The organism is Acidovorax lacteus, from assembly GCF_039540375.1.
GTDB lineage: Bacteria > Pseudomonadota > Gammaproteobacteria > Burkholderiales > Burkholderiaceae_C > Acidovorax_G > Acidovorax_G lacteus.
The window spans coordinates 193189-216692 of sequence record NZ_BAABEX010000007.1 but is presented as its reverse complement, the minus strand read 5'-3'; the positions used below and the strand labels follow the sequence as shown (position 1 = coordinate 216692).

At 63.1% G+C, this 23504-nt stretch carries 21 protein-coding genes; 8 read left to right on the top strand and 13 right to left on the bottom strand.

All coding sequences use genetic code 11. The annotated features are described in order from the left end of the window. Positions 1-192: 192 nt before the first annotated feature. The 6 genes from ABD866_RS04430 to ABD866_RS04405 form a co-directional block, all read right to left on the bottom strand. Complete coding sequence (locus ABD866_RS04430; protein ID WP_345061540.1) at positions 193-1248, bottom strand: serine hydrolase; 1056 nt, start codon at positions 1246-1248, stop codon at positions 193-195. A 115-nt stretch (positions 1249-1363) separates the two neighbouring features. Continuing rightward, complete coding sequence (locus ABD866_RS04425; RefSeq protein ID WP_345061538.1) at positions 1364-2902, bottom strand: 2-isopropylmalate synthase; 1539 nt, start codon at positions 2900-2902, stop codon at positions 1364-1366. Positions 2903-3111: 209 nt separating this feature from the next. Further along, positions 3112-3945: a CDP-diacylglycerol--serine O-phosphatidyltransferase gene (gene pssA, locus ABD866_RS04420; RefSeq protein WP_345061536.1), complete on the bottom strand. Its 834-nt coding sequence runs from the start codon at positions 3943-3945 to the stop codon at positions 3112-3114. 259 nt (positions 3946-4204) lie between these two features. Then, on the bottom strand, positions 4205-5221 hold the full coding sequence (gene ilvC / locus ABD866_RS04415) for a ketol-acid reductoisomerase (RefSeq protein ID WP_345061534.1): 1017 nt from the start codon (positions 5219-5221) through the stop codon (positions 4205-4207). 133 nt (positions 5222-5354) lie between these two features. After that, a complete protein-coding gene (gene ilvN, locus ABD866_RS04410) occupies positions 5355-5846 on the bottom strand; it encodes an acetolactate synthase small subunit (protein ID WP_015013659.1) in 492 nt (163 codons plus the stop codon). A 184-nt stretch (positions 5847-6030) separates the two neighbouring features. Next, complete coding sequence (locus tag ABD866_RS04405; RefSeq protein ID WP_345061531.1) at positions 6031-7809, bottom strand: acetolactate synthase 3 catalytic subunit; 1779 nt, start codon at positions 7807-7809, stop codon at positions 6031-6033. Between the two features lie 283 nt (positions 7810-8092). Here ABD866_RS04405 and ABD866_RS04400 point away from each other — a divergent pair, with 283 nt between their 5' ends. From ABD866_RS04400 to ABD866_RS04375, 6 genes are read left to right on the top strand one after another with little or no spacing between them, the layout of a single operon-like run. Next, on the top strand, positions 8093-8662 hold the full coding sequence (locus ABD866_RS04400; protein ID WP_345062482.1) for an RNA polymerase sigma factor: 570 nt from the start codon (positions 8093-8095) through the stop codon (positions 8660-8662). Next, a complete protein-coding gene (locus ABD866_RS04395; protein ID WP_345061529.1) occupies positions 8659-9123 on the top strand; it encodes a DUF3619 family protein in 465 nt (154 codons plus the stop codon). The genes ABD866_RS04400 and ABD866_RS04395 overlap by 4 nt, the downstream gene beginning before the upstream one ends. Before the next feature lie 27 nt (positions 9124-9150). Next, a complete protein-coding gene (locus ABD866_RS04390; protein WP_345061527.1) occupies positions 9151-10047 on the top strand; it encodes a DUF3106 domain-containing protein in 897 nt (298 codons plus the stop codon). A 9-nt stretch (positions 10048-10056) separates the two neighbouring features. After that, positions 10057-10599, top strand: coding sequence for an RDD family protein (locus ABD866_RS04385; protein WP_345061525.1), 543 nt, complete (start codon positions 10057-10059; stop codon positions 10597-10599). Between the two features lie 23 nt (positions 10600-10622). Beyond that, on the top strand, positions 10623-11057 hold the full coding sequence (locus tag ABD866_RS04380; protein WP_345061524.1) for a diacylglycerol kinase: 435 nt from the start codon (positions 10623-10625) through the stop codon (positions 11055-11057). After that, positions 11050-11643 carry an LOG family protein gene (locus ABD866_RS04375; RefSeq protein ID WP_345061522.1) on the top strand — a complete coding sequence of 198 codons (594 nt, stop codon included), beginning with the start codon at positions 11050-11052 and terminating at the stop codon, positions 11641-11643. The genes ABD866_RS04380 and ABD866_RS04375 overlap by 8 nt, the downstream gene beginning before the upstream one ends. 55 nt (positions 11644-11698) lie before the next feature. Here ABD866_RS04375 and ABD866_RS04370 read toward each other — a convergent pair whose 3' ends face one another. Together ABD866_RS04370 and ABD866_RS04365 are read right to left on the bottom strand one after the other, a co-directional pair. Next, positions 11699-12037: a P-II family nitrogen regulator gene (locus ABD866_RS04370; RefSeq protein WP_345061520.1), complete on the bottom strand. Its 339-nt coding sequence runs from the start codon at positions 12035-12037 to the stop codon at positions 11699-11701. Between the two features lie 38 nt (positions 12038-12075). After that, positions 12076-13740 carry an NAD+ synthase gene (locus tag ABD866_RS04365; protein ID WP_345061518.1) on the bottom strand — a complete coding sequence of 555 codons (1665 nt, stop codon included), beginning with the start codon at positions 13738-13740 and terminating at the stop codon, positions 12076-12078. A gap of 89 nt (positions 13741-13829) precedes the next feature. Here ABD866_RS04365 and ABD866_RS04360 point away from each other — a divergent pair, with 89 nt between their 5' ends. Beyond that, entirely contained in the window at positions 13830-15038 is a 1209-nt protein-coding gene (locus ABD866_RS04360) for a GNAT family N-acetyltransferase (protein ID WP_345061516.1), read from the top strand. A gap of 255 nt (positions 15039-15293) precedes the next feature. After that, positions 15294-16115 (top strand): alpha/beta fold hydrolase, encoded by an 822-nt coding sequence (locus tag ABD866_RS04355; protein WP_345061514.1) that lies wholly within the window; start codon positions 15294-15296, stop codon positions 16113-16115. Positions 16116-16131: 16 nt separating this feature from the next. Here ABD866_RS04355 and ABD866_RS04350 read toward each other — a convergent pair whose 3' ends face one another. Genes ABD866_RS04350 through ABD866_RS04330 form a run of 5 tightly spaced genes read right to left on the bottom strand, consistent with a single transcriptional unit; the run spans position 16132 to position 22726 of the window. Continuing rightward, positions 16132-16542 (bottom strand): LURP-one-related/scramblase family protein, encoded by a 411-nt coding sequence (locus ABD866_RS04350; RefSeq protein WP_345061512.1) that lies wholly within the window; start codon positions 16540-16542, stop codon positions 16132-16134. 51 nt (positions 16543-16593) lie between these two features. After that, a complete protein-coding gene (locus ABD866_RS04345) occupies positions 16594-19707 on the bottom strand; it encodes an efflux RND transporter permease subunit (RefSeq protein WP_345061510.1) in 3114 nt (1037 codons plus the stop codon). An 11-nt stretch (positions 19708-19718) separates the two neighbouring features. After that, positions 19719-20879: an efflux RND transporter periplasmic adaptor subunit gene (locus tag ABD866_RS04340; protein ID WP_345061508.1), complete on the bottom strand. Its 1161-nt coding sequence runs from the start codon at positions 20877-20879 to the stop codon at positions 19719-19721. Further along, the gene (locus ABD866_RS04335; protein ID WP_345061506.1) at positions 20876-21436 is read right to left on the bottom strand and encodes a hypothetical protein; all 561 of its coding nucleotides are present in this window, start codon (positions 21434-21436) and stop codon (positions 20876-20878) included. The genes ABD866_RS04340 and ABD866_RS04335 overlap by 4 nt, the downstream gene beginning before the upstream one ends. 15 nt (positions 21437-21451) lie before the next feature. Further along, on the bottom strand, positions 21452-22726 hold the full coding sequence (locus tag ABD866_RS04330) for a TolC family protein (protein WP_345061504.1): 1275 nt from the start codon (positions 22724-22726) through the stop codon (positions 21452-21454). Positions 22727-23504 lie beyond the last annotated feature (778 nt).

Below are 23504 nucleotides of genomic sequence, written 5' to 3'. Positions count from 1 at the left end.
CCGTCCGACGGACTGCGTTCACAGCCCACACGACGCCTCAAGGGTCACATGGGCCGGGTAGCCGACCGGTGCTGGGCGCTGCAGTCTTTTCAGTACTGATCTCACGACAGCAAAAGGCCCGCGACGCGGGCCTTTTGCTTTTCTGCCCCTGCGAAGATCGCACCTCTTCGCATCCGGCCTGGGTCAACGGACTCAGCCTTTGACCGGCCGCGACGGAGCGGCGGAAGACCGCAACCCGGAAGACGTCTCCACCCAGGTGCGCACGCGTTCGGCATCGCCGAGACGGCTGAACTTGCCGGCAGAGTCCAGGAACACCATGATCAGTTTGCGGCCTGCAATGTGCGCCTGCATCACAAGGCACCGTCCCGCCTCAGAGATGTAGCCAGTCTTCTGCAGACCAATCTCCCAGGCTGGATTGCGGACCAACCCGTTGGTGTTGTTGTAGTGCAGGGTTCGACGGCCGAGGGCCACCTCGTAGCTCGGCGAGGTGGACAGCTCGCGAAGCAGTGGATCGCCATGGGCCACGTTGACCAAGGTTGCGAGATCCCTTGCGCTGGACTGATTGCGGCTGGACAGCCCGGTCGGCTCTACGTAGCGCGTATCGGTCATGCCGAGCAGTTTGGCCTTGGCGTTCATCTGGACCACGAAGCTCTCGAGCCCGCCGGGGTAGGTACGGCCCAGCGCATTGGCAGCCCGGTTCTCGCTTGACATCAAGGCCAAATGCAGCATTTCGCCCCGGGTCAGCGTCGTTCCCACGCTCAGGCGAGAACTGCTGCCTTTTTCGGTGTCCACATCAGCCTCTGTGATGGTGATCATTTCGTCCATCGGGAGGCCGGATTGCGAGATAAGCAACCCCGTCATCAGTTTGGTCAACGAGGCGATGGGCAGCACCGCGTGGTCATTCTTGCTCAGGAGCACCTCTTGTGTGTCCTGGTCAATCACCAGTGCCACGCTGGACTTCAGATCAAGCGGATCCGACACCAGGTGCAGCCCCGCCATCTGGCCGAACGAGGGACGAGCCGGTGTGTACGCCACACGGGCCGGAGCCTTGACCGAACGCGCGGCAGTCCGCACGGGTGCGGCCGCGGGCTTGCGCGCTTTGGTATTCGATGCCGACGCCGTTTTCTTGGCAGGCTCCCGCTTGCGTTCATTTGCCTGTGCTGCCGGGAGCGCGAGAGACAGGCCCACCACACAGAGCCCCACCCACTGAAACATGCGACTCACGACAGGACGGCGAAAGAGTTGCATCGAATTGCTCCAAACGGTGAGAACGGTAGCCCAGTGTACAGAACCAAAAAAAGTCGCGCAAGATCAACACCTTGCACGACTTTTCAGGAAACCGCTTGAATTATAGGAGCGGCAATCAGCCTTGCGCAGCCACGCGGTCCGCTTTGCTGTGCAACTTGTTGAGCGCACTCAGGTAGGCCTTGGCCGAAGCTACGACGATATCCGGATCGGCCCCCACACCGTTGACCACACGTCCGCTGTTCTGCAAGCGTACGGTCACCTCGCCCTGGCTCTCGGTAGAGCCGCTGATCGCATTCACGGAATACAGCACCATTTCGGCCCCGCTTTTCACATGGGACTCAATGGCTTTCAGAGATGCATCTACCGGGCCATTTCCGGCCGATTCGCTGCGCACCTCCAGACCATCGACGGTGAACACAATGCGCGCACGGGGCTGCTCGCCGGTTTCGCTCTGCTGGTACAGCGACACGAAACCGTACTGCTCTTTTTCGCTGGTCACGCTTTCATCACTGACCAAAGCCAGGATGTCCTCGTCGAAGATCTCGCTCTTGCGATCAGCGAGCTCTTTGAACTTGGTGAAGGCCGTGTTGATCTCGGTCTCACTGTCCAGGGACACACCCAGTTCCTGAAGGCGCTGCTTGAACGCGTTGCGGCCGCTGAGCTTGCCCAGCACGATTTTGTTGGCGCTCCAGCCCACATCCTCGGCGCGCATGATTTCATAGGTGTCCCGTGCTTTGAGCACACCATCCTGGTGGATGCCAGACGCATGGGCAAACGCATTCGCACCCACCACTGCCTTGTTCGGCTGCACCACGAAACCGGTGGTTTGCGACACCATACGGCTGGCCGCCACGATGTGCTGGGTGTCGATGTTCAGATCCAGGCCGAAATAATCCCGGCGCGTCTTCACAGCCATCACAACCTCTTCAAGCGAACAGTTCCCCGCTCGCTCCCCCAGGCCGTTGATCGTGCATTCGACTTGGCGTGCACCGCCAATCTTCACGCCTGCCAGCGAGTTGGCGACAGCCATGCCAAGGTCGTTGTGGCAGTGGACAGACCAGATGGCCTTGTCGCTGTTCGGAATGCGCTCGCGCAGCGTCTTGATGAAGTTGCCGTACAGCTCGGGCACGGCGTACCCCACGGTGTCGGGCACGTTGATGGTCGTCGCGCCTTCGGCAATCACAGCCTCCAGCACGCGGCACAGGAAGTCGACATCGCTGCGGTAGCCGTCCTCAGGACTGAACTCGATGTCCTCCACGAGATTACGCGCAAAGCGCACCGATTGCTTGGCCTGCTCCAGCACCTGCTCCGGCGTCATCCGGAGCTTCTTTTCCATGTGCAGGGGGCTGGTGGCAATGAAGGTGTGGATCCGCGCACGGTTGGCACCCTTCAGCGCCTCCGCGGCGCGGGCGATGTCGCGGTCGTTGGCGCGCGAGAGGGAACACACCGTCGAATCCTTGATCGCATTCGCAATTGCCTGTACGGCCTCGAAGTCGCCGTTGGAACTGGCCGCGAAGCCCGCTTCAATCACGTCGACACGAAGGCGCTCCAGTTGGCGGGCAATGCGCAGCTTTTCGTCCTTGGTCATGGACGCGCCGGGCGACTGTTCGCCATCGCGCAAGGTGGTGTCGAAAATGATCAGCTTGTCAGCCATCGTGGTTCTCCTGAGATTGGTGGGTCGCCCGCAACATCGAAATTCTGGCGCCCCAAAACAAAAGGCCCGTTGCGGGTGCATACGGGCCTTTGTGGAAAACGTGTGTGCGTGCGCCTACACCCTCCGCCCGTGGGACGTTAGCAGTAGGGACAGCAGCAGCGCGTTCATGTCTCGCAATGTAGCACACAACGTCGGGGTACACAGCACATTCACTTGTGCAGCCCGCGCTCATCGGGTTCGTCCGTGGAGGTGCTGATCACACTCACCTGCACCCCCCGGGTGCGGCGCCAGATGTAGACCGCATAACCGCTCAGCCCATAGGCCACAAACACGCCGAATAGCACGATGGGCGGGTGGATGTTGATGACCGCAATGGCCAGTGCGATGAGCACGATCACCACGAAGGGCACACTCTTTTTCATCTGCACGTCTTTGAAGCTGTAGAACGGCACATTGGTGACCATGGTCAGACCGGCATACAGCGTAAAGGCGCACATGAGCCAGGTGGTCTGCGCCCAGGTCATGAGCCCGTCCTGGCCCCGTCCCACGCCCAGCTCGGTCATGAGCCAGATGAAGCCGGCCACAAGCGCCGCCGCAGCCGGAGACGGCAAGCCCTGGAAGTACCGCTTGTCCACCACGCCGGTATTCACATTGAAACGCGCCAGCCGCAGGGCCGCACAGGCGCAGTACACAAAGGCGGCAATCCAGCCCCAACGGCCCAAGTCCTGGAGTGCCCATTCGTAGGCGATCAAGGCCGGTGCAGCCCCGAACGAGACCATATCCGACAGGGAATCCATTTGCTCGCCGAAAGCGCTCTGCGTATTGGTCATGCGCGCGACACGGCCGTCCAGGCTGTCGAGCACCATGGCGCAGAACACGCCCACGGCGGCCAGGTCGAAACGACCATTCATGGCCATGACGATGGCATAGAAGCCGCCAAACAGAGCAGCCAGGGTGAACAGGTTGGGCAGGATGTAGATCCCCTTGCGCCGCTTGTGCACCACCAGGGCGCTGTCGTCGTCGGGTTGATTGGTGTCGTGCATCCCTTGGGCCTCCGGCCACGGCACCCTACGGGGTGCAGGCCTGTCTGAAAAACGAATCCATCCAGCCCTCCGACACGCGCGGTCAGGCTGATAAGGGCCGCAGTGTAGCTGGTGCCGGGAGGCGCCAAGCGGCCGGAGGCGGGCCGCCCGGCGCAACGCGTCGCGCAGCCGCCCAAGCAAAAAGGCCACCCCATGGGATGGCCCTTTGCCGTGGTGCAGTGTGTGGCCGGCTGAGCCGGCCGCACACCCTGCAGCGCGATCAGTTGCGGCTCTGGTCCACCAACTTGTTCTTGGCAATCCAGGGCATCATGGCGCGCAGCTGGGCGCCCACCTTCTCGATGCTGTGGTCGGCCGTGTTGCGGCGGCGGGCCGTCATCGACGGGTAGTTCAGGCGGCCTTCCTGGATGAACATCTTGGCATAGTCACCGTTCTGGATGCGCTTGAGCGCATTGCGCATGGCGGCGCGCGACTGCTCGTTGATCACCTCAGGGCCCGTCACGTACTCGCCGAACTCGGCGTTGTTCGAGATCGAGTAGTTCATGTTGGCGATACCGCCTTCGTAGATCAGGTCCACGATGAGCTTGAGCTCGTGCAGGCACTCGAAATAAGCCATCTCGGGCGCGTAACCGGCCTCGACCAGGGTTTCGTAGCCCATCTTGATCAGCTCGACAGCGCCACCGCACAGCACGGCCTGCTCGCCGAACAGGTCGGTCTCGGTTTCTTCCTTGAAGTTGGTTTCGATGATGCCGGCCTTGCCGCCACCGTTGGCCATGGCGTAGGACAGCGCCAGATCGCGGGCCTTGCCCGACTTGTCCTGGTGCACAGCCACCAGATGGGGCACGCCGCCGCCCTGGGTGTAGGTGTTGCGCACGGTGTGACCCGGGGCCTTGGGAGCCACCATCCACACGTCCAGATCGGCGCGGGGCACGACCTGGTTGTAGTGCACGTTGAAGCCGTGTGCAAATGCCAGCGAAGCACCCTGCTTGATGTGCGGCTCGACGTTGTTCTTGTACACCTCGGCAATCTGCTCGTCGGGCAGCAGGATCATGACCACGTCGGCGGCCTTCACGGCGTCGTTGACTTCCATCACGGTGAGGCCGGCCTTGCCGACTTTGTCCCACGAAGCGCCGCCCTTGCGCAGGCCGACCACCACCTTCACGCCGCTGTCGTTCAGGTTTTGGGCGTGGGCGTGACCTTGCGAGCCGTAACCGATGATGGCCACGGTCTTGCCCTTGATCAGGCTCAGGTCACAGTCTTTGTCGTAGAAAACTTTCATTTGGATCTCCAGTGTGGTTGTTGCCGTTCGTCCTGAGCCTGTCGAAGGGCTCAATCACACCCTGCCGCAACGGCAAGGCCTCGACAGGCTCGGCCCGAACGGACGGGTGGCCGAGCCCTGCTGTAGGGTGGCGTCAGACGCGCAGAATGCGCTCGCCGCGTCCGATGCCGCTGGCACCGGTGCGCACCGTCTCCAGAATGGCTGTGCGGTCAATGGCTTGCAGAAACGCGTCGTTCTTGGATTGGTCGCCAGTCAGCTCGATGGTGTAGCTCTTCTCGGTCACGTCGATGATGCGGCCACGGAAGATGTCGGCCATGCGCTTCATCTCTTCCCGCTCCTTGCCGACGGCGCGCACCTTCACCATCATGAGCTCGCGCTCGGTGTAGGCGCCTTCTGTCAGGTCGACCACCTTCACGACCTCGATGAGGCGGTTCAGGTGCTTGGTGATCTGCTCGATCACGTCGTCGGAGCCGGTGGTCTGAATCGTCATGCGGGACAGCGAGGCGTCTTCCGTGGGGGCCACGGTCAGCGATTCGATGTTGTAGCCCCGGGCCGAGAACAGGCCCACGACGCGAGAGAGTGCGCCCGGTTCATTTTCGAGCAGCACGGCAATGATGTGTTTCATGATGAGGATTCCTCTTTTTGCGACGGCAGCACGGTCCACGCAGGGGCCGCTGTTCACTGCCGTTTTTCGCTGCCCTCCCCCGTCGCCGGTAAGCGTCGGGCTCGGCAGGCAATAGATTCGTCACTTTGCTATCAAATTGATAGCTACTCGTGCTTGATTAATAAGCACGAGCGACGGATTATGCTCAAAGGTCTTCCGACCCCAGCAGCATTTCGGTGATGCCCTTTCCGGCCTGGACCATCGGGAAGACGTTCTCGGTCGGATCGGTACGGAAGTCGAGGAACACGGTGCGGTCCTTGAGCTTGCGCGCTTCGCGCAGCGCCGGCTCCACATCACGCGGGTGCTCGATCAGCATGCCCACATGGCCATAGGCCTCAGCAAGCTTCACGAAGTTGGGCAGCGCATCCATGTAGCTGTGGCTGTAGCGGCCCGAGTACTCGATCTCCTGCCACTGGCGCACCATGCCCAGGTAGCGGTTGTTAAGCGAGCAGATCTTGATCGGCGTGTTGTACTGCAGGCAGGTGGACAATTCCTGAATGTTCATCTGCACCGAGCCTTCACCGGTGATGCAGAACACCTCTGCCTGCGGCTTGGCCAGCTTGATGCCCATGGCGTACGGAATGCCCACGCCCATGGTGCCCAGCCCCCCCGAGTTGATCCAGCGGCGCGGTTCGTTGAACTTGTAGAACTGCGCAGCCCACATCTGGTGCTGGCCCACGTCGGACGTGATGTACGCATCGGCGTCCTTGGTCATGTTCCACAGCGTCTCAACGACGTACTGCGGCTTGATGACTTCCTGGTTGTTGCGGTCGTACTTGAGGCAGTCGCGCTTGCGCCAGCCTTCAATCGTGTCCCACCAGGCTGCCAGCGCGCCAGCGTCGGGCCGCGTGGGCGTTTCGCGGATCATCGAGATCAGCTCGGTGAGCACGTCCTTCACATCGCCCACGATCGGAATGTCGACCTTCACGCGCTTGGAGATGCTCGACGGGTCGATGTCGATGTGGATGATCTTGCGGTCGTTCTGGGCAAAGTGCTTGGGATTGCCGATCACGCGGTCATCAAAGCGCGCGCCCACGGCCAGCAGCACATCGCAGTTCTGCATGGCATTGTTGGCTTCGATGGTGCCGTGCATGCCCAACATGCCCAGGAACTTGCGATCGGTGGCGGGATAAGCCCCCAAGCCCATCAGCGTGTTCGTGACCGGGTAGCCCAGCATGTCCACCAGGGTGCGCAGCTCCTGGGTGGCATTGCCCAGCAGCACACCGCCGCCGGTGTAGATGTACGGACGCTTGGCCGTCAGCAGCAACTGCAGCGCCTTGCGAATCTGACCTCCGTGCCCCTTGCGCACCGGGTTGTACGAACGCATCTCCACCGTCTTGGGGTATCCGGTGTAGGGCACCTTCTTGAAGGAAACGTCCTTGGGAATGTCCACCACCACCGGTCCGGGGCGGCCCGTACGGGCGATGTGGAAGGCCTTCTTGAGCGTCACAGCCAGATCGCGCGGGTCCTTCACAAGGAAGTTGTGCTTGACGATCGGGCGGGTAATGCCCACGGTGTCGCATTCCTGGAACGCGTCGAGACCAATCGCCGGTGTCGGCACCTGGCCCGAGATGATGACCATGGGAATCGAGTCCATGTAGGCCGTCGCGATACCTGTCACCGCATTGGTCAGGCCTGGACCCGACGTTACCAGCGCCACGCCGACTTCGCCGGTCGCCCGTGCGTAGCCGTCTGCCGCATGGACTGCCGCCTGCTCGTGGCGCACCAGCACATGCTGGATGGTGTCTTGCTTGTACAGCGCGTCGTAGATGTACAGCACCGCGCCGCCAGGGTAGCCCCAGATGTACTGGACGTTTTCAGCCTGCAGTGCTTTCACGAGCACTTCAGCACCCATGAGTTCGGGTGCGCCGCCCTGCTGCGCTGCAGCCGCTGCGGAATGGAGTTCTGCCTTGGAGATTTCCATGATCAACCTTTGTGAATTTCTCTGACGAAAAACCTTGGGTGCTCCTTGCACGTGCTCTTGTGAAGCCAGCTCGGAACTTGAGGCCAAGGACATGGGCGCCCTGATTGCTGCGCCGGACCGTGACCCGTTTGCCTTTTTGATTTGCGTGCACCATTATCGCACTGCAACACGGCACAACCGACCGCCCGGCAAAAAAAACGCTGGCGATGCCATAATGCGTCGCCTCCCGCGCAACGCCCGGGCCGGCGCGCTCCCCCAGACCCTCTCGCCCGGGCTGACCTGCTTGGCCACCGAACAAGAACTTTCCGATTTCCTCAAAAGCGTTGAAAAACGAGCGTACAAGCGCTCGCTTTATCATGTCCGCAACGAGGAAGCAGCGCTTGACATCGTTCAGGACAGCATGCTCAAGCTGGCGGAACACTACGGTGACAAGCCAGCAGACGAGTTGCCCATGCTGTTCCAGCGTATCCTGTCGAACTGCACCCTCGACTGGTTCCGCCGCCAGAAAACGCGCAACGCGCTGTTCACCAACCTCAGCGACTTCGAAGGCCCCGGAGAAGACGGCGGTGATTTCGACGTGTTGGAAGCACTCCAGGGCGATGACGCAGGCTCGATGGCAGAAAGCGCCGAAGACACGACGCGACGCGCCCAAGTGCTGCGGGAAATTGAACTTCTGATCCAGGAACTGCCTCCTCGTCAACGGGAAGCCTTCCTCATGCGTTACTGGGAGGAAATGGACACCGCTGAGACGGCAGCCGCAATGGGCTGCTCTGAGGGCAGTGTCAAAACGCACTGCTTTCGCGCATTGCAGACCCTCAGCAAAGCACTGAAGGCCAAAGGGATCCAGCCATGAACCACTCTCCATCCGCCGAGCAGACCCCCACCGCAGGGCCCGATGCCTATGGCCGCCGCGTCGCAGCCCGCCTCGCGCATGGTTTGGACGACCTGCCCTACGAGGTCAGCGAACGGCTCCGGGCATCCCGCATGCAGGCACTGGCACGGCGCAAAAAGCCGGTCAGCATAGCGGTTGCACGTCCCGTTGTTGTCACCACAGTGCTCTCTTCCGGTCGCTCGGCAGCGCTCGGCGGAGGCTCGGAGCCAGACGGCCTACGCTGGTGGCATCGTTTTGCCTCGGCCGTACCGCTGATGGCCTTGATTGGCGGACTGGTGTTCGTTCAGGCGGTCCAGGAGCAGAGTACGATTGACGAAGTGGCTGAAGTGGATGCCGCGCTGTTGACAGACGACCTTCCGCCGTCGGCCTATGCCGACCCAGGTTTCGTTCAGTTTCTGAAAACTTCTTTGCCCGAGCGCTGAAGGCCAGCACGGTCACCGCCCTATTGCATGGATTCTCGTAGCCCGAGCTGCCAACCTACCGCCAAAACGCTGCTGGCTGCGCTGGCCGTTCTGGGTGCGCTCGGAGGAGGCGGTTTGTACGCAGCCAGGCAATTGTCCATGCTGCCTGCCAGCACCATGGAAGCGGCTCCAGTCAAGGCGCGAGCGCCCTCTCCTGCTGCTCCGCGGGGCCCCATCTCGCCCTCTGCAGCAGCGAACCGGCCCGCCGAGGATCTCGCCACTGGGCCCACATGGGAAAGCCTCAGCGCGCGGCAGCGTGCCGCATTGGATCCACTGGCTGAGCGCTGGAATCACATCAGCGCCGTCCAAAAACGTCGCTGGCTGGCCATTGCACAAACTTTTCACAGTTTGAGCCCCCAAGAGCAAGCCACCTTACACAGCCGGATGGCAGACTGGGCCAACCTGAGTGCGCAGCAACGCAGTCAGGCGCGGCTGAACTATGCGCGCGCCCAGCGACTCACGCCCGACGACAAGCGCGCGCAGTGGGAGGCCTACCAAGCCCTGACAGAAGCGGAACGCCGGATGCTGGCCGACGAGGCCACCATCAGCCCGCAAGGCGCCGCCACGGCGATTCGGCCAGTCGCCCCGCAGAAACTGGCCCAAATCCCGGCAGCCACCGTGGCGCCAGTCAACCGCCCCAACCCGCCCAAAATTCCTGTGGTGCTTGACCAGCCGCGGGTCGCAGCCCCAGTCCACACAGCGCCGCCAATTCCGGCAGAAGCCTTGACTCCCGTGCCGGTGGTTCCGCTTCAGGCGGAGCCCTCACCCGTGGTGGTGCCCACGGCAACCGGTGTTGCACTCCCGCCGCTTGCACCGGCCTCCAGTGTGGATAACCCTGCGCCAGCACCGCCTTCGGCCGACCAGTCAGGGCTGTACCCCCAGTAACATCGGGGCATGCGCTCTGCCGTTCCGCCCGCTGCTACCCCATCTCCAGGCATCCCGCCTTTGAACACGCCCAGTCTCTCCCGTCGCATGGCCTGCTGGCTCTATGAAGGGATGCTCATGTTTGGCGTTATGTTCATTTTTGGCTACCTATTCGACACCCTCAGTCAGTCTCGGCATGCGCTCGATCACCGGGCCTTGCGGATGGGGTTTCTGTTTGTCGTGTTTGGCATCTACTTCACGTGGTTCTGGTCCAAGGGGCAAACACTGGCCATGAAGACTTGGCATATCCGGGTGGTGGACAAAAAAGGCCAACCGATTGGTCAGAGCCGTGCGCTGTGGCGCTATGTTTTGAGCTGGCTGTGGTTTTTGCCGCCACTGGCGGCGGTTGCACCGTTTGGGCTTTCTGGCGCAGAAACATCCGTGATTGTCATCGGATGGGTGCTCATCTGGAGCCTGCTGGCACGGTTTCATCCGCAGCGCCAGTTTCTGCACGATGCCCTCGCTGGCACCCGGCTGGTACACAGTGCGCCACAACCGGCGAAGACAGCCTGAGCCCTACACGCACGTCTTCGCCAATGCCCCCCCCCTCGAGCGACCGCCAAGATCAGCCCACTCCAACAGGGACTGCGTTCGACAATCCGCACAAACGACGGACGGGACTCTCGCGCCTGTGGCATGCGACCGGCCACTCGCTGCAAGGCTTGCGTGCTGGCTGGACAGAAAAGGCCTTCCGGCAAGAAGTCCTCCTGGCCACCGTGATGGTTCCCCTCGCCTTTGTGATCGGGCAAACCTGGGTGGAAGTCTCCGTACTGTGCGCTGTGCTCGCCCTGGTGCTGATCACAGAGCTGCTCAATAGCGCGATTGAAGCGGCCATCGACCGTATTGGCCCGGAGTGGCATGAGCTCTCGGGTCGCGCCAAAGATCTGGGGAGTGCGGCAGTGCTGCTATCCCTCTTGCTGTGCGGTGCTGTTTGGGGTGCTGCCATCTACCAAAGGCTGACCCATGGGTGAACCCAGTTTTTCGGTGGCTGTGTACTGTGGCTCCCGTCTCGGCAGTGACGTCCGTTATACCGATGCTGCACGCGAGATCGGCCACTGGATTGGCGTTCATGGCGGGCAATTGGTGTACGGCGGCGGTCGGAGCGGTCTGATGGGCGTGGTGGCCGAGGCCACGCGAGCATCGGGGGGGCGCGTCGTAGGCGTTATCCCGCAATCGCTGGTCGACAAGGAACTGGCCAACCACGCATGCGACGAACTGCACGTGGTACAGACCATGCACGAACGCAAAGCGCTGATGGCGGAACGCAGTCAAGCGTTTATTGCATTAGCGGGCGGGATTGGCACCTTCGAGGAGCTTTTCGAAGTGTGGACCTGGCGGCAGTTGGGCTATCACCAAAAGCCGCTCGGCTTGCTCAACACCGCTGATTACTACACCCAACTGATCAATTTCCTAGGTCACAGCGTGGACCAGGGCTTCATGGGTGACTGGCAGATGGGATTGCTGCGGATCCATGACGAGCCAGCCACCTTGCTAGCAGCTTTGATTCAGGACGCCGGCTGGGCCGCCGATGGTCGCTCGATACGCACGGTGATCTAAGGCATCGGCTGGGCAGAAGCCCATGCAGGAGAGGGCATGCCCAAAGCCCTGGGGTTCAGATAGCCGCTTGATCCAGATCACCTGTCCGGATGCGAACTACGCGCTCTACCGGCGTGACGAAAATCTTGCCATCTCCGATCTTGCCAGTGCGTGCGACGGCCACAATCGCATCCACACAGCGGTCCACGTCTTCGGTCTTGACCACCACCTCGACCTTCACCTTGGGAAGGAAGTCCACCACATACTCGGCGCCGCGGTAGAGTTCGGTGTGCCCCTTCTGGCGACCAAAGCCCTTCACTTCGGTCACCGTCAAGCCAGTCACGCCGCAGTCGGCCAAAGCCTCCCGGACCTCCTCCAGTTTGAACGGCTTGATGATGGCGGTGATCATTTTCATGGCATTACTCCTGAAGACAGTGAAATCTGTACAGGCCATCAGGCCCGGAACCGGTTGGTGATCGGATAGCGCCAGTCCTTGCCAAAGCTTCGGCGAGACACTCGCACGCCAGGAGGTGCCTGCCGGCGCTTGTACTCGTTGATCCGCAACAGCCTTGTGACCCGGTCCACATCCTCCTGGCTGTAGCCAGCCGCCACGATGGACGATATGGGCTCGTCCTGTTCGACATAGCGCTCAATGATGGCGTCCAGAACCTCGTAGGGAGGAAGACTGTCCTGATCTTTCTGGTCTGGGCGCAACTCTGCGCTGGGCGGGCGCGAAATGATTCGTTCAGGAATCGGGTCAGAACCCGTGGCGTAGGGGTCGTGAGCGTTGCGCCACCGCGCAAGTTCGAACACTCGGGTTTTCAAAACATCTTTGATCACCGCAAAGCCTCCGGCCATGTCCCCGTACAGGGTGCAGTAGCCCGTGGCCATTTCGCTCTTGTTTCCGGTCGTCAATACGAGGCTGCCAAACTTATTGGACAGCGCCATGAGCAGTGTTCCCCGGATGCGGGCCTGGAGATTCTCTTCGGTCGTGTCTTCGGCAAGGCCTGCAAATTCGCCCGCCAAGGTGTGCCGAAAAGCATCGAAGGCCGCCCTGATTGGGATCTCGTCGTAGCGCACCCCCATGCGTCGGCTCATCTCCGCTGCATCCTGCCAACTGATATCTGCCGTGTAGGGCGAAGGCATCATCACAGCTCGAACATGCTCGGCACCGAGCGCATCCACGGCGATGGCAAGCACCAGAGCCGAGTCGATACCGCCCGATAGCCCCAGCACGATGCCGCGAAAGCCATTTTTCCGGACATAGTCTCGTACGCCCAGCACCAGCGCATCCCACAACTCAGCCAGAGGCTCTGCCTCAGGCTCAACCACACCCGACACCTGCACCCGACCAGTCTCTGCGTCCGTTGTGGTCCGTAACGCCACCAGTACCTCTCGGAAACCTGGGGCTCTTGCAGCAAGACGCCCACCAGCATCTAGGGCGAAAGATCTGCCATCGAAAACCATTTCGTCCTGCCCGCCCACCAAATGGGCATAGACCAGCGGGAGCCCTGTCTCCAGCACGCGCTGACGCATGACCTGTTCGCGCTCCGCCGACTTGCCTGCGTGATAGGGTGACGCGTTGAGCACAAGAATCATCTGGGCACCCGCTGCGACCAAGTCGGCCGCAGGGCGCGAGAACCAGGCGTCCTCACAAATCAGCAAGCCCACGCGGACACCGTCCACATCCACGACACATGGGCGATCGCCCGCAACGAAATAGCGGCGCTCATCAAACACCTGGTAATTCGGCAGTTCACGTTTCGCATACGTTGCAACCGTCTGACCAGCCTGCAAGACGGTTGCCGCATTCCAACATGGAGAGAACGCTGGCGCCGACGGCGACTGCCGCAATGGATGGCCCACCACCAGCGTCAAACCTGCCAACCCCGCCGTCTCACGGGCGACTTCTTTCAGGGCATCATCACACGCAGCCTGGAACGCGGGCCGCAGCAGAAGATCTTCGGGCGCATACCCGCACAAGGCGAGTTCGGGCGCCACCAGAAGCCGATCTCCCCGGGCATGGGACGCATAAGCGGCCTCAATGATCTTGCGGGCGTTGCCCTGCAGGTCACCTACCGTAAAGTTGAGTTGAGCGATGCAGATCGAAAAAGTCATGAGGAAGCCACAGGCCGCGTCCACGCTGCACCACCACTCGTGGTGTCTGCCAAAGCACGCTCTCTGTCGGGGCTAGGGAGACTGTGCACATGAACCAAGTGGCCATTATCGCCCGCGTACACGGATCGGTGGACGAGATCGCCCGCGAAGACTGGAACCGCCTGTGGGCAGAACAACCCAACCCCACTCCGTTCATGCGTCACGAGTACTTGCGCGCACTGGAGGCCAGCGGAAGTGCGTCTGTACAGACGGGCTGGCAGCCTGCACATCTGGCGCTGCGAAGCACCCATGGCGAACTCGTTGCGGCCTGCCCTGTCTATCTCAAGACCCATTCGTACGGTGAATATGTGTTTGACTGGGCGTGGGCCAATGCCTATGCGCAGCATGGTCTCGAGTACTACCCCAAGGCCTTGGTCGCAGTACCCTTTACCCCGGTACCTGGCACTCGGTTGATGGCTAAGTCTCCCGCACTCCGCGAACGACTCTTGCGCGAACTGCAACAGTGGTGCTCGGATCAGGGACTGTCTTCCGCCCACCTGCTGTTTGTGGATCCCTCGGATCTGAAGGCGGCACAGGCGCTGGGCTGGATGCAACGGCAGACTGTCCAATTTCACTGGCAGGCAGCGACCGCGCACTGCCTCGCGCGCCCACGCGACCTCGATGCGCTGCTGCAGTCACTGACCCAGGAAAAACGCAAAAAGATCCGGCAGGAACGACGAAAAGTCGCCGACGCAGGGGTTCGATTTCGCTGGCGCCTAGGAGCAGACATCGGCCCCCAGGATTGGGAGTTCTTCTACCGCTGCTACGAGCAAACCTATCTCGAACACGGCAATCCGCCGTATCTCACGCGGGAATTCTTCGCTGAAATGGCACGGAACATGACCGACCACTGGCTCATGTTCCTGGCAGAACGAGAGGGGCGCCCCATCGCGGCCAGCCTCGTCGCCCTGAACCAGTCATCCGACACGCAGGGTCGGTCCGTGGCCGTGGCATACGGTCGCTACTGGGGCGCACTGGAGCGAGTGGACTGCCTACACTTCGAAGCTTGCTACTACCAGCCCCTGGCTTGGTGTCTGGAGCATGGTTTTGACCGTTTCGAAGGTGGAGCCCAGGGGGAACACAAGATGGCCAGGGCACTTCTGCCGACACGCACTCATAGCATGCACTGGCTGGCACATCCGGCATTTGCGGATGCGGTTCACCGCTTTCTGGAGCGAGAAGACCTTGGCATCGAGGCTTACTGGAAGCACTTGGAAACACGCAATCCGTTCAGCCGCCGCCTGACCAGCGCCGATTGAGACCAGCATGCCGCCGCGGCCACACCAGCGGCGCCGGGCCTTGTGATATCACCCGCCCCGGAAGCCCAGCGGGGCGTTCGACGGGCTCGCCGCAGCAACTGCCCGTTGACGCCAACGCGAACGCTCAGGCGGTACGACTACCAGGCCCGACACCTCATTGGAGAGTTGCCTCCACGATCACCCCCTGGAAAACACAGGAAATGGTGCTAACTTCGCACGAAGTCGTTTCGAGAGCGGCTGCCGATATTGCGCACCATGTCCCAGTTCCACACAAAAGCTACCATTCCTGACAGTCCGGACTCGGACCTCCCGCCACCCAGTCTGTCGCTGCTGGCGCTGGAGTTGCGTGCGCCCTGGGAGTTTGGGGCAGTCCTCCCGGCCTGGCCGGTCCTTCAACGCGCCCCTCTCGGTGATGGACATACCGTCATCGTGTTTCCGGGACTTACGGCTGGTGACGCAACCACCTTGCCCCTGCGCCGTTACCTGGAGTCTCGCAACTACACGACCCAAGGCTGGGGACAGGGCCTGAACCTGGGGCCACGCGAGGGCGTGTTGGAGCGTGTGAAAGAGATGGTGCACCGTGCGAGTGATGAGAGTGGTGCGTCGGTGAGCCTGGTGGGATGGAGCCTCGGGGGCATTTACGCACGAGAACTGGCCAAGGAACTCCCAGATCGCGTGCGCTGCGTCATCACCCTGGGCACCCCATTTGCAGGGCCGCACACATCTACCAACGCATGGCGCATCTATGAACTGGCCAGCGGCCGCAGCGTGCACCGGGAGTCCGAGCACTACAACCTTCCGGAAGCTCCTCCGGTACCCACTACCAGCATTTTCTCCCGCACTGATGGGGTGGTGGCCTGGCGAGGAAGCCTTCAGGCTCCGGCAGACCATAACCCGCATACCGAAAACATCGAGGTCGTGGCCAGCCACTTCGGTATCGGACTGAATCCCAGCGCCTGGTGGGCTGTCGCCGACCGGCTGCACCAGCGCCACGGTCCCGACAGACCGTGGATGCCTTTCAAGCGGCCGCGTCTGCCCGGCCTTCACTTGGTGTTCCCAGACCCCTACCGTCCCTGAGCGTCAACCTGGGATCTCAAGGCAGGTCAAAACGTACGGTCCCCAGCGTCTTGCCGTGGCGGCTCACCGCGGCCACGACCTTCGTGCCCTTGCCGATGCGGAAACTGCCGCGGGCCTCTAGATGGGTTCCCGCCGGCAAAAGGCTCACGTCCTGCCGCTCTGTCCCCGTCAAGAGTGTCAGTCGCGCGCTGACTTGTCCCACGTCCATGGGTTTGCCATGGTCGCGAAGAAACATCCGCAGCTCGTCTTTCGAAGCGACGAGTTCGTAGTCCACATCGCGCACCTCGACCACCACACCGCCATGCAGCGGCCGGTGATCGTGAGCGTGCGCGTGGGGTGGCGCTGCCAGTGCCGCAGCAGGCACAGCCAGGGCCAGCGCAACAAGCAAGATTTGTGTTGATCGGGTCATCATGATGGTCCAGTCCATAGTGAGTCCCGGCTAGGGCGCCGGGACGGGTTAAAAAAGGGGGTACCAGAATCAGAACGCTTCTGCATGCCGCGCCTGTGCAAGTCGCAGGGCATCGGCTCGTCCATAGCGCCAAAAGAGGACCGGTGTCAGGTACGTGTCCAAGAGCGTCGAACTGATCAGTCCGAAAAAGATCACCACGGCCACCGGATGCAAGATTTCCGTACCGGGCTGTTCCGCCTCGAAGAGCAGCGGTGCCAACGCGAGTGCCGTGACCAAGGCCGTCATCAGCACGGGTGTGAGACGCTCCAGAGAACCGCGCACCACCATCGAAAGCTCAAACGCCTCTCCTTCGAAACGCATCAGGTTCAGGTAGTGGCTGACCTTGAGAATGCCGTTGCGCACCGAAATCCCGGCCAGTGTGACAAAGCCCACCAAGGCGGCGATGGAAAGCGGCTGCCCCGACCACCAGAGGCCCAATACAGCGCCCACCAGTGCCAAGGGAATGTTGGCCATGATCAGCAAGGACAGACGCACGGACGGATAACGCTGGTAGAGCACCGCAAACATCAAGGCGAGCGACCCCAGCGCCAACACGGCCATGCGGCGAGACGCTTCTTCCTGTGCTTGAAACTGCCCGCCTAACGTCACAAAGTAGCCCTCGGGCAGTGGCATTCGTGCAATCGCCGTCCGCATGTCGGCAACGACCTCGGACAATGCCCTGCCCTGTGCATTGGCCGACAACACAATCCGGCGCTGCCCGTCCTCCCGACTGATCTGATTGGGCCCATCACCCTCCTCGATGGTGGCGATGCGCGACAGCGGGATGCGCCCAGTGGGCGTCTCGATCGGCAATTGCATGAGCCGAAGGGGTCCGCGTTCTGCTTCTGGCAGTTTGAGCACCAGCGCGAACCGGCGTCCACCATCCACGATCTGGGTGATGCGTTCGCCCTCTACCCATGCCTCCAGCGTGCGCAGCAACTCCGGCACGGCCACGCCGTATCGGGCCGCAGCCGCGTAGTCGATCACCACCTTCACCTGCGGCGCCAGCACCTGTTTTTCGACTTCCAGGTCCGCCACACCGGGAATGCCCGCCAATTGCGTGCGCAAGCGTTCGGCCTCGGCACGCAACACATCCAGGTCATTGCCAAACAGCTTGATGGCGATCTGCGAGCGCACACCCGAAAGCATGTGGTCAATACGGTGCGAGATGGGTTGACCGATGGATATGGAGGCTGGCAGCGGTGCCAGCCGGCTTCGGATATCAGCCAGCACCTCGTCCATGGGCCGCTCTAGCTCTGCACTGGGCCGCAGACCGACGTCGAGTTCGCTCACATGAACGCCTTCGGCATGCTCATCCATCTCGGCTCGGCCGCTTCGGCGGCCGACATGGGTGACCTCCGGCACTTGCCGCACCAGCAACTCAGCCTGCCGCGCAAGCGCCGAAGACTCCGACAGCGTCACACCCGGCTGCAGGCGCAGCCCGATCAGCAGGGTGCCTTCGTTGAACGGTGGCAGGAAGGTCGTCGGAAACCAGGGCACCGCCGCGGCAGCCGACAACACCGCCACCACAGCCGCAGCCATGGTGGCGCGAGGCCTGGCCAACGCTGCCAGCAAACTGCGCTGGTAAGCCTGTTTCAGCGCACGCAGCACCCAAGTGTCACCGTGGTCCAGCGAGCGCATGCGTGGCAACAGGTAGTACGAGAGCACAGGCGTGACGGTCACCGACACCAGCAGGCTTGCCAGGGTCGAGACGATGAAGGCAATGCCCAGGGGCACGAACAGACGCCCTTCCATGCCCGGCAGTGCAAACAAGGGCAAAAACACCAGGACGATGATGATCGTCGCGTAGAGGATGGCGGATCGCACCTCCATGGAAGCCTTGGTCACCACTTCCAGAACGGAGAAGTCCACACCCTTTGCTCGCGCTTCCTTGAGCCGACGCAAGATGTTCTCGACGTCCACCACGGCGTCGTCCACCAGACCACCGATCGCGATGGCCAGGCCTCCCAGCGTCATGGTGTTGATCGACAGGCCAAAGTAACGGAACACCAGCGCCGTGACCAGCACCGATACGGGTATCGCGACGAGTGCGATCACGGTCGGCCGGATGGTCCCGAGGAAAAAGAACAGCACTGCAGCCACGAACAGCGAGGCCGCCACCAGCTTGCTTTGCAGGTTGTGAATGGAGGCTTCAATGAAGCTCGCCTGCCGGAAAGTCACGCGCGGCTGCTCCATACCCACCGGCAGCGATTGCCGGAGATCCTGCAGCGCCGTCTCCACCGCACGCGTGACGGCCAGCGTGTCGGCCAGCGGCTGCTTCTGGACCCCCAAGATCACCGCAGGGCGACCTTCGAATCCTGCATCGCCTCTGCGGGGTGCTGCGGCAAACGCCACCTCGGCAACCTGATGCAGCAACACGGGGCGCCCTTCGCGCGTGGCGACTACCAGTTGGCGCAGATCCTCCAGCCGTGACGTGCGGCCCAAATGCCGGATCAGGTACTCGCGACCCGCCAGCTCCAGAAATCCGCCGGATGTATTGGCTGCAAACCCGCGCAGCGCAGATTCCAGCTGGGCCATGTCCAATCCCAGCAACGCCATGCGTTGTGCATCGGGCTGCACCTGAAACTGCCGAACCTCACCGCCGATCGGGATCACCTGCGCAACACCCGGCACGGCCATCAGGCGAGGCCGCAGTACCCAGTCTGCATACTCTCGCACCTCCATGGACGACAAGCCTCCCGACTCCACCGGGATCGCAACCTGGAGGATCTCGCCCATCACAGAACTCACCGGCCCCATGCGGGGTATCAATCCCCCCGGAAGCTCTTCCTCCATAGCCGCCAGCCGCTCACTCACCATCTGGCGCGCGCGGTAGATGTCGGTCTCCCATCCGAAGGTCACATACACAAACGACAGACCGGCCGAGGACACAGACCGCACAGTCTCCACGCCCGGCAATCCGTTCATGGCCGTCTCCAGCGGGAAGGTGATGAGCTGCTCCACCTCCTCGGCGGCCATGCCACCCGACTCTGTCATGACCGTGACCGTGGGCTTGTTCAGATCGGGGAAGACATCCACCGGAGTACGCGTCAGCGTCCATGCCCCGTACACCATCAGCACCATGCCCGCCAGCAACACAAGCAGGCGATTCGCAAGGCTGTTTGTCAGAAGCCACTTGAACATGCGGCCTCCATTCAACGCACTTGGTGCACGAGCGCCGTGCCCTGGGTGACCACACGTTCTCCGTCCTGCAGCCCTTGCACGACCACGACATGCGCGCCGTCCAGAGGTTCTGCGCGAACGGGGCGCGGCTCAAAGCGCTCAGGTGCGGTTTTGACCCAGACCTGGGCCTGGTTGGCCGCACTGCGTACCACTGCTGCCGTCGGCACGGCCACGCCTCGCAGTGGCGTGCGCGACCGGACGAACACCTGCACGGCCTCACCCACCGCCATGCGGGCCAGCGCGTCGCCGCGCGCGCTGAACATCAAGGGCAGCGCCTGGTCACGCAGACTGCGGGCCGCCCCGCGAAAGGACAGGGGCACCGGCCCGTCGCGGGTGGCCAGCACGGCACTCTCTAACGCACCTGGCAAGGTCGCATCGAAGGCCAGCGCCTCCACGGCCAGCCGCCGTGGGTCCACGATCTCAAACACCAACTCCCGGGCATCAACCACCTGCCCCAGCACCACAGGGGCGGTGGCCACCACTCCGTCCAGAGGCGCCCGCAGCCACTCTCGTGCGCCCAAACCGCCCGACAAGGCCCGGATGCGCGCAGAGATCCCTTCAAGCTCGGACTGCGCCGCCTCGATGTCCTTTCGGGGCACTGTGTCGCTGAGGGCCTGCAAGCGGGCCAGACGCTGGCGGGTCAACGCTTGGGCCGACTCGAGTTCGGCCACCTGGGCCTGCTGGCTCGCACGCTCCAGCGGCGCAGAGGACGAGACCACCGCGGCCAGCACCTGGCCTTTGCGCACGGTCTGCCCCACCACCGGCAGACCCGCGGAGTCTGGCGCCTCGATGCGGCCCGCCTGGATAGGTTGCACGCGGCCGCCCGCATTCGGGTCCATCACCACCCGCCCCGCAAGCTCGGTGGTACGCGGGTGATCAGCGGCCGCCGCGACCGCAGTGCGCACCCCCAGCAAACGCTGCGCTGGCTTGGGCAAGTACACGCTGCCATCAGGCAGGCGCTGCGGTGACTGTGCCGACACAGGCGCGGCGGGCGCGTCATGGTCATGGCCAGGCCCCGCGAGCACGCTGCTCGGCCACAGCGCCGCCAGCGCCAGACACGAGGCCAGCAGTCCGCCGGCACTGCGGCGCAGCATCGTCAGGCGCGCCGGGTTCTGCGAACAAGATCCGATCATGCGGCACCTCCGGTCGACTGCACAGGCGCGCGACCGCGTCGCAAGACGCCATGTGCCCATACCCCGAGCAATGCAGCCACGGCACCGCCCAGGGAGGCCAGTCCATAGGCCACCACGCGTGGCCATGCCGAATGACCGTCCAGGCCATGCGCCTGCTCATGGATGTCGATGTCGGCCGCCAGCAGATCGGTCAGCGAGCCGGTTGTGACCGTGGCCAGCACGGGGGTCAAGCCTGGCTGCAACGGGGCGCTCAGCTCGGCCGTGAAGTACCCCTGCGGGGACGGCATGACGTTCAGTGCTTGACCTCCGACCTCCAGCGCCCACTGGGCATCGGTCACCGGCGCGTTGTCGGCGTACCGGTCGAGATACAGGGTCAGGCGCGTGCCCTCCACCACCCCCACCAGTTCCAGGACTGGCGACGAGGCAGTGAACCGCGGCAGCGCGGGCGTGGCAGCCAAGGCCGCCGGTTCATGTTCGTGGTCGTGGTCATGTCCAGGTCCCGCCTGTGCAGAGACCAGGCTGAACGCAAAGGTCAGCCCGCAAAGAAAACGTTTCATGAAGATCATTCCTGTTCAATCCATCAGAAGGCCCAGTGACTGACGCCACTGCGAGATCGCCGCGCCCACATCCAGGCGGGCGCGCATCAGCGCGCGCCGGGCTTCAACCGCCTCCTGTTCAACCCGTAGTCGGCTGGGTGCATCGGCCTCGCCAAACCGGTATGCCTTGTCCACAAAGCCTCGAAGCTCTTGCGCCCAGTGCGCCCGCTGTTCTGCTGTCGCCAGTTGGGCACGTGCCGCATCGAGTCGGGCTTTTGCCTGGGCAGCGTCTGCTGCAGTGCGTCGAAGCACCAGTTCGGCAGCGGCCTGCGCCTCGATCCATTCGGCCGATGCGGTGGCGACACGGGCCTCATGAGCTGCGCCCTGCCCCAGCGGCCAGCGCAACGCCGCGCGCCAGGACGTTCGGCCTGGCTCCCCCGGCCCCTCGCGCTCGCGCACGGCGCCCAGGCTCAGTTCCGGGTTGGCCCGGGATTGCACCTGAGCCAGCTCCAGGGCCTTGCGTGCAGCCTCCGCGCGCTCCAAGGCCTCAGCACGCATCGGATGCCGGTAGCCTGCATCGGGCTCGGTGTCCATGGGCTGCGGTACTGGCTCTGTTACCAACACGCCGTCTTCGGTGCCCGCAGGCGGCGATAGCGCGGGCACCAGTTCAGCCCAGGACGTATGGACAGCGCTCAGCTCAGCCTCGGCCTGCTTGACCGCCGCTTGCGCTTGCGCCTTGGCCATCCAGGCCTGGTGCACATCAGACTGGGCCAGATCACCTGCGCGCGCACGTCGCTCCATATCGGCCGCGAGCCGAGCGGCAGCGTCCAAGCGATCCCGCTGCAACGCCAAATCGGCTTGGCTGCGCTGCACAGCCCACCAGGCTTCGCGCACACGCCCTGCCAGTTCCCATTCCGCACGCTTGCGTTGGGTAAGCGTCCATCGTGCGGCCGCTTGGGCCTTGCGCGCTGTGCGCTCGCGTTCGCGTGGCAACCACAAGGGCACGACCACGCCCAGCTCCCATTCCTGCGCCTGGGCGGCCGATCGGCCTCGCGTATGCTGAGCCTCCAGGGCGGGAGGTTCTGCTGTCCAGCGCTCTGCCGCACGTTCGGCGGCACGGTTTGCGCGATCCCGTTCCGCGGCGGCCCGCTGCTCGGGCTGTTGGCTCCAGGCCGCATGAAACGCCGCCGACAGGCTTCCACCGACCGAGGCGGTTGGAGAGGCAGGCTCCTGGGCCAGCCCTCCCGCAGGCAACCCCAAGGCAAGGGCGGCCCACAGCAGCACCCGGGTGCTGCACTGTATTTCTGACATCCGATTCTCCGGTCAAGACCAATGAGGGAATCGGCAGGGCCACGCCCAGCACGGTGCGGTGCTGTCGTGCTCTCTCGAGAAGGAAAGGGGTGCCTGAAACCGCCCTGCCGTCAGGCAAGGCGTGCCCAGTTGGGCCGCTCAGGAGGTACGATAGGTGCAGCCGGCCACGCGTGCGGCCCGGTTGGATGTTGCAGCCCGGTCAGATCAGGCGCCGGCAACCCAGCGCTCTGCTGGGTCATGCCGTGAGCACCATGACAGACGTGACAGTCCGCGTGGCTGGCGGCGGGGCTGCGATCAGACGCATCGTCGCCCAAATCCTGCGCGACATGCTCGTGGGTGTGGTGGCCCACATGCAGTGCTGTCAGATCGGCCTCATGCCCACAGTACGGTGCCGCAGCCAGCCAGAGGGACTGGAAGCACAGAAACACCGTGAGCAGGAAAGCGAGACCGCGACGCATGGGGCGCGATTCTAAAGACGCCCTGTGGAGCCATGCCCGCCACAGGGTTGTTCACCGCAGCGCAGTCGCTGGTCATGCCAGGTCAGAAACTCTCCCAATCGCCATCGGCCGAAGGAGATGCGGCAGGGCGTTGCGCCGAAGATGCGGCTGGCGCAGGGGCTGAGCTTGCTGGTGCCGGGGCCCGGGTGAGCCGCTGCGCAGGGCTTGCGGTGGGCGCGGAGCGGGCCACTGCAGGAGCGGCCGGGCGCGGTGCGGCCGCCACGGGCGGCAGGCTTCGCGCCGCGGGCGCAGGGGCTGGGGTTCGTGCCTGACCCTGTGCC

Bases quoted from the DNA above. Each gene is read 5' to 3' on its own strand.
- ABD866_RS04405 (WP_345061531.1), bottom strand. From the start codon at position 7,809: ATGGAAATCTCCAAGGCAGAACTCCATTCCGCAGCGGCTGCAGCGCAG.
- ABD866_RS04370 (WP_345061520.1), bottom strand. From the start codon at position 12,037: ATGAAAATGATCACCGCCATCATCAAGCCGTTCAAACTGGAGGAGGTC.
- ABD866_RS04350 (WP_345061512.1), bottom strand. From the start codon at position 16,542: ATGGACTGGACCATCATGATGACCCGATCAACACAAATCTTGCTTGTT.
- ilvN (WP_015013659.1), bottom strand. From the start codon at position 5,846: ATGAAACACATCATTGCCGTGCTGCTCGAAAATGAACCGGGCGCACTC.
- ABD866_RS04425 (WP_345061538.1), bottom strand. From the start codon at position 2,902: ATGGCTGACAAGCTGATCATTTTCGACACCACCTTGCGCGATGGCGAA.
- ABD866_RS04340 (WP_345061508.1), bottom strand. From the start codon at position 20,879: ATGATCGGATCTTGTTCGCAGAACCCGGCGCGCCTGACGATGCTGCGC.
- ABD866_RS04430 (WP_345061540.1), bottom strand. From the start codon at position 1,248: ATGCAACTCTTTCGCCGTCCTGTCGTGAGTCGCATGTTTCAGTGGGTG.
- ABD866_RS04330 (WP_345061504.1), bottom strand. From the start codon at position 22,726: ATGTCAGAAATACAGTGCAGCACCCGGGTGCTGCTGTGGGCCGCCCTT.
- ABD866_RS04345 (WP_345061510.1), bottom strand. From the start codon at position 19,707: ATGTTCAAGTGGCTTCTGACAAACAGCCTTGCGAATCGCCTGCTTGTG.
- ABD866_RS04335 (WP_345061506.1), bottom strand. From the start codon at position 21,436: ATGAAACGTTTTCTTTGCGGGCTGACCTTTGCGTTCAGCCTGGTCTCT.
- ABD866_RS04395 (WP_345061529.1), top strand. From the start codon at position 8,659: ATGAACCACTCTCCATCCGCCGAGCAGACCCCCACCGCAGGGCCCGAT.
- ABD866_RS04385 (WP_345061525.1), top strand. From the start codon at position 10,057: ATGCGCTCTGCCGTTCCGCCCGCTGCTACCCCATCTCCAGGCATCCCG.
- ABD866_RS04355 (WP_345061514.1), top strand. From the start codon at position 15,294: ATGTCCCAGTTCCACACAAAAGCTACCATTCCTGACAGTCCGGACTCG.
- ilvC (WP_345061534.1), bottom strand. From the start codon at position 5,221: ATGAAAGTTTTCTACGACAAAGACTGTGACCTGAGCCTGATCAAGGGC.
- pssA (WP_345061536.1), bottom strand. From the start codon at position 3,945: ATGCACGACACCAATCAACCCGACGACGACAGCGCCCTGGTGGTGCAC.
- ABD866_RS04360 (WP_345061516.1), top strand. From the start codon at position 13,830: ATGAACCAAGTGGCCATTATCGCCCGCGTACACGGATCGGTGGACGAG.
- ABD866_RS04390 (WP_345061527.1), top strand. From the start codon at position 9,151: ATGGATTCTCGTAGCCCGAGCTGCCAACCTACCGCCAAAACGCTGCTG.
- ABD866_RS04380 (WP_345061524.1), top strand. From the start codon at position 10,623: ATGCCCCCCCCCTCGAGCGACCGCCAAGATCAGCCCACTCCAACAGGG.
- ABD866_RS04375 (WP_345061522.1), top strand. From the start codon at position 11,050: ATGGGTGAACCCAGTTTTTCGGTGGCTGTGTACTGTGGCTCCCGTCTC.
- ABD866_RS04365 (WP_345061518.1), bottom strand. From the start codon at position 13,740: ATGACTTTTTCGATCTGCATCGCTCAACTCAACTTTACGGTAGGTGAC.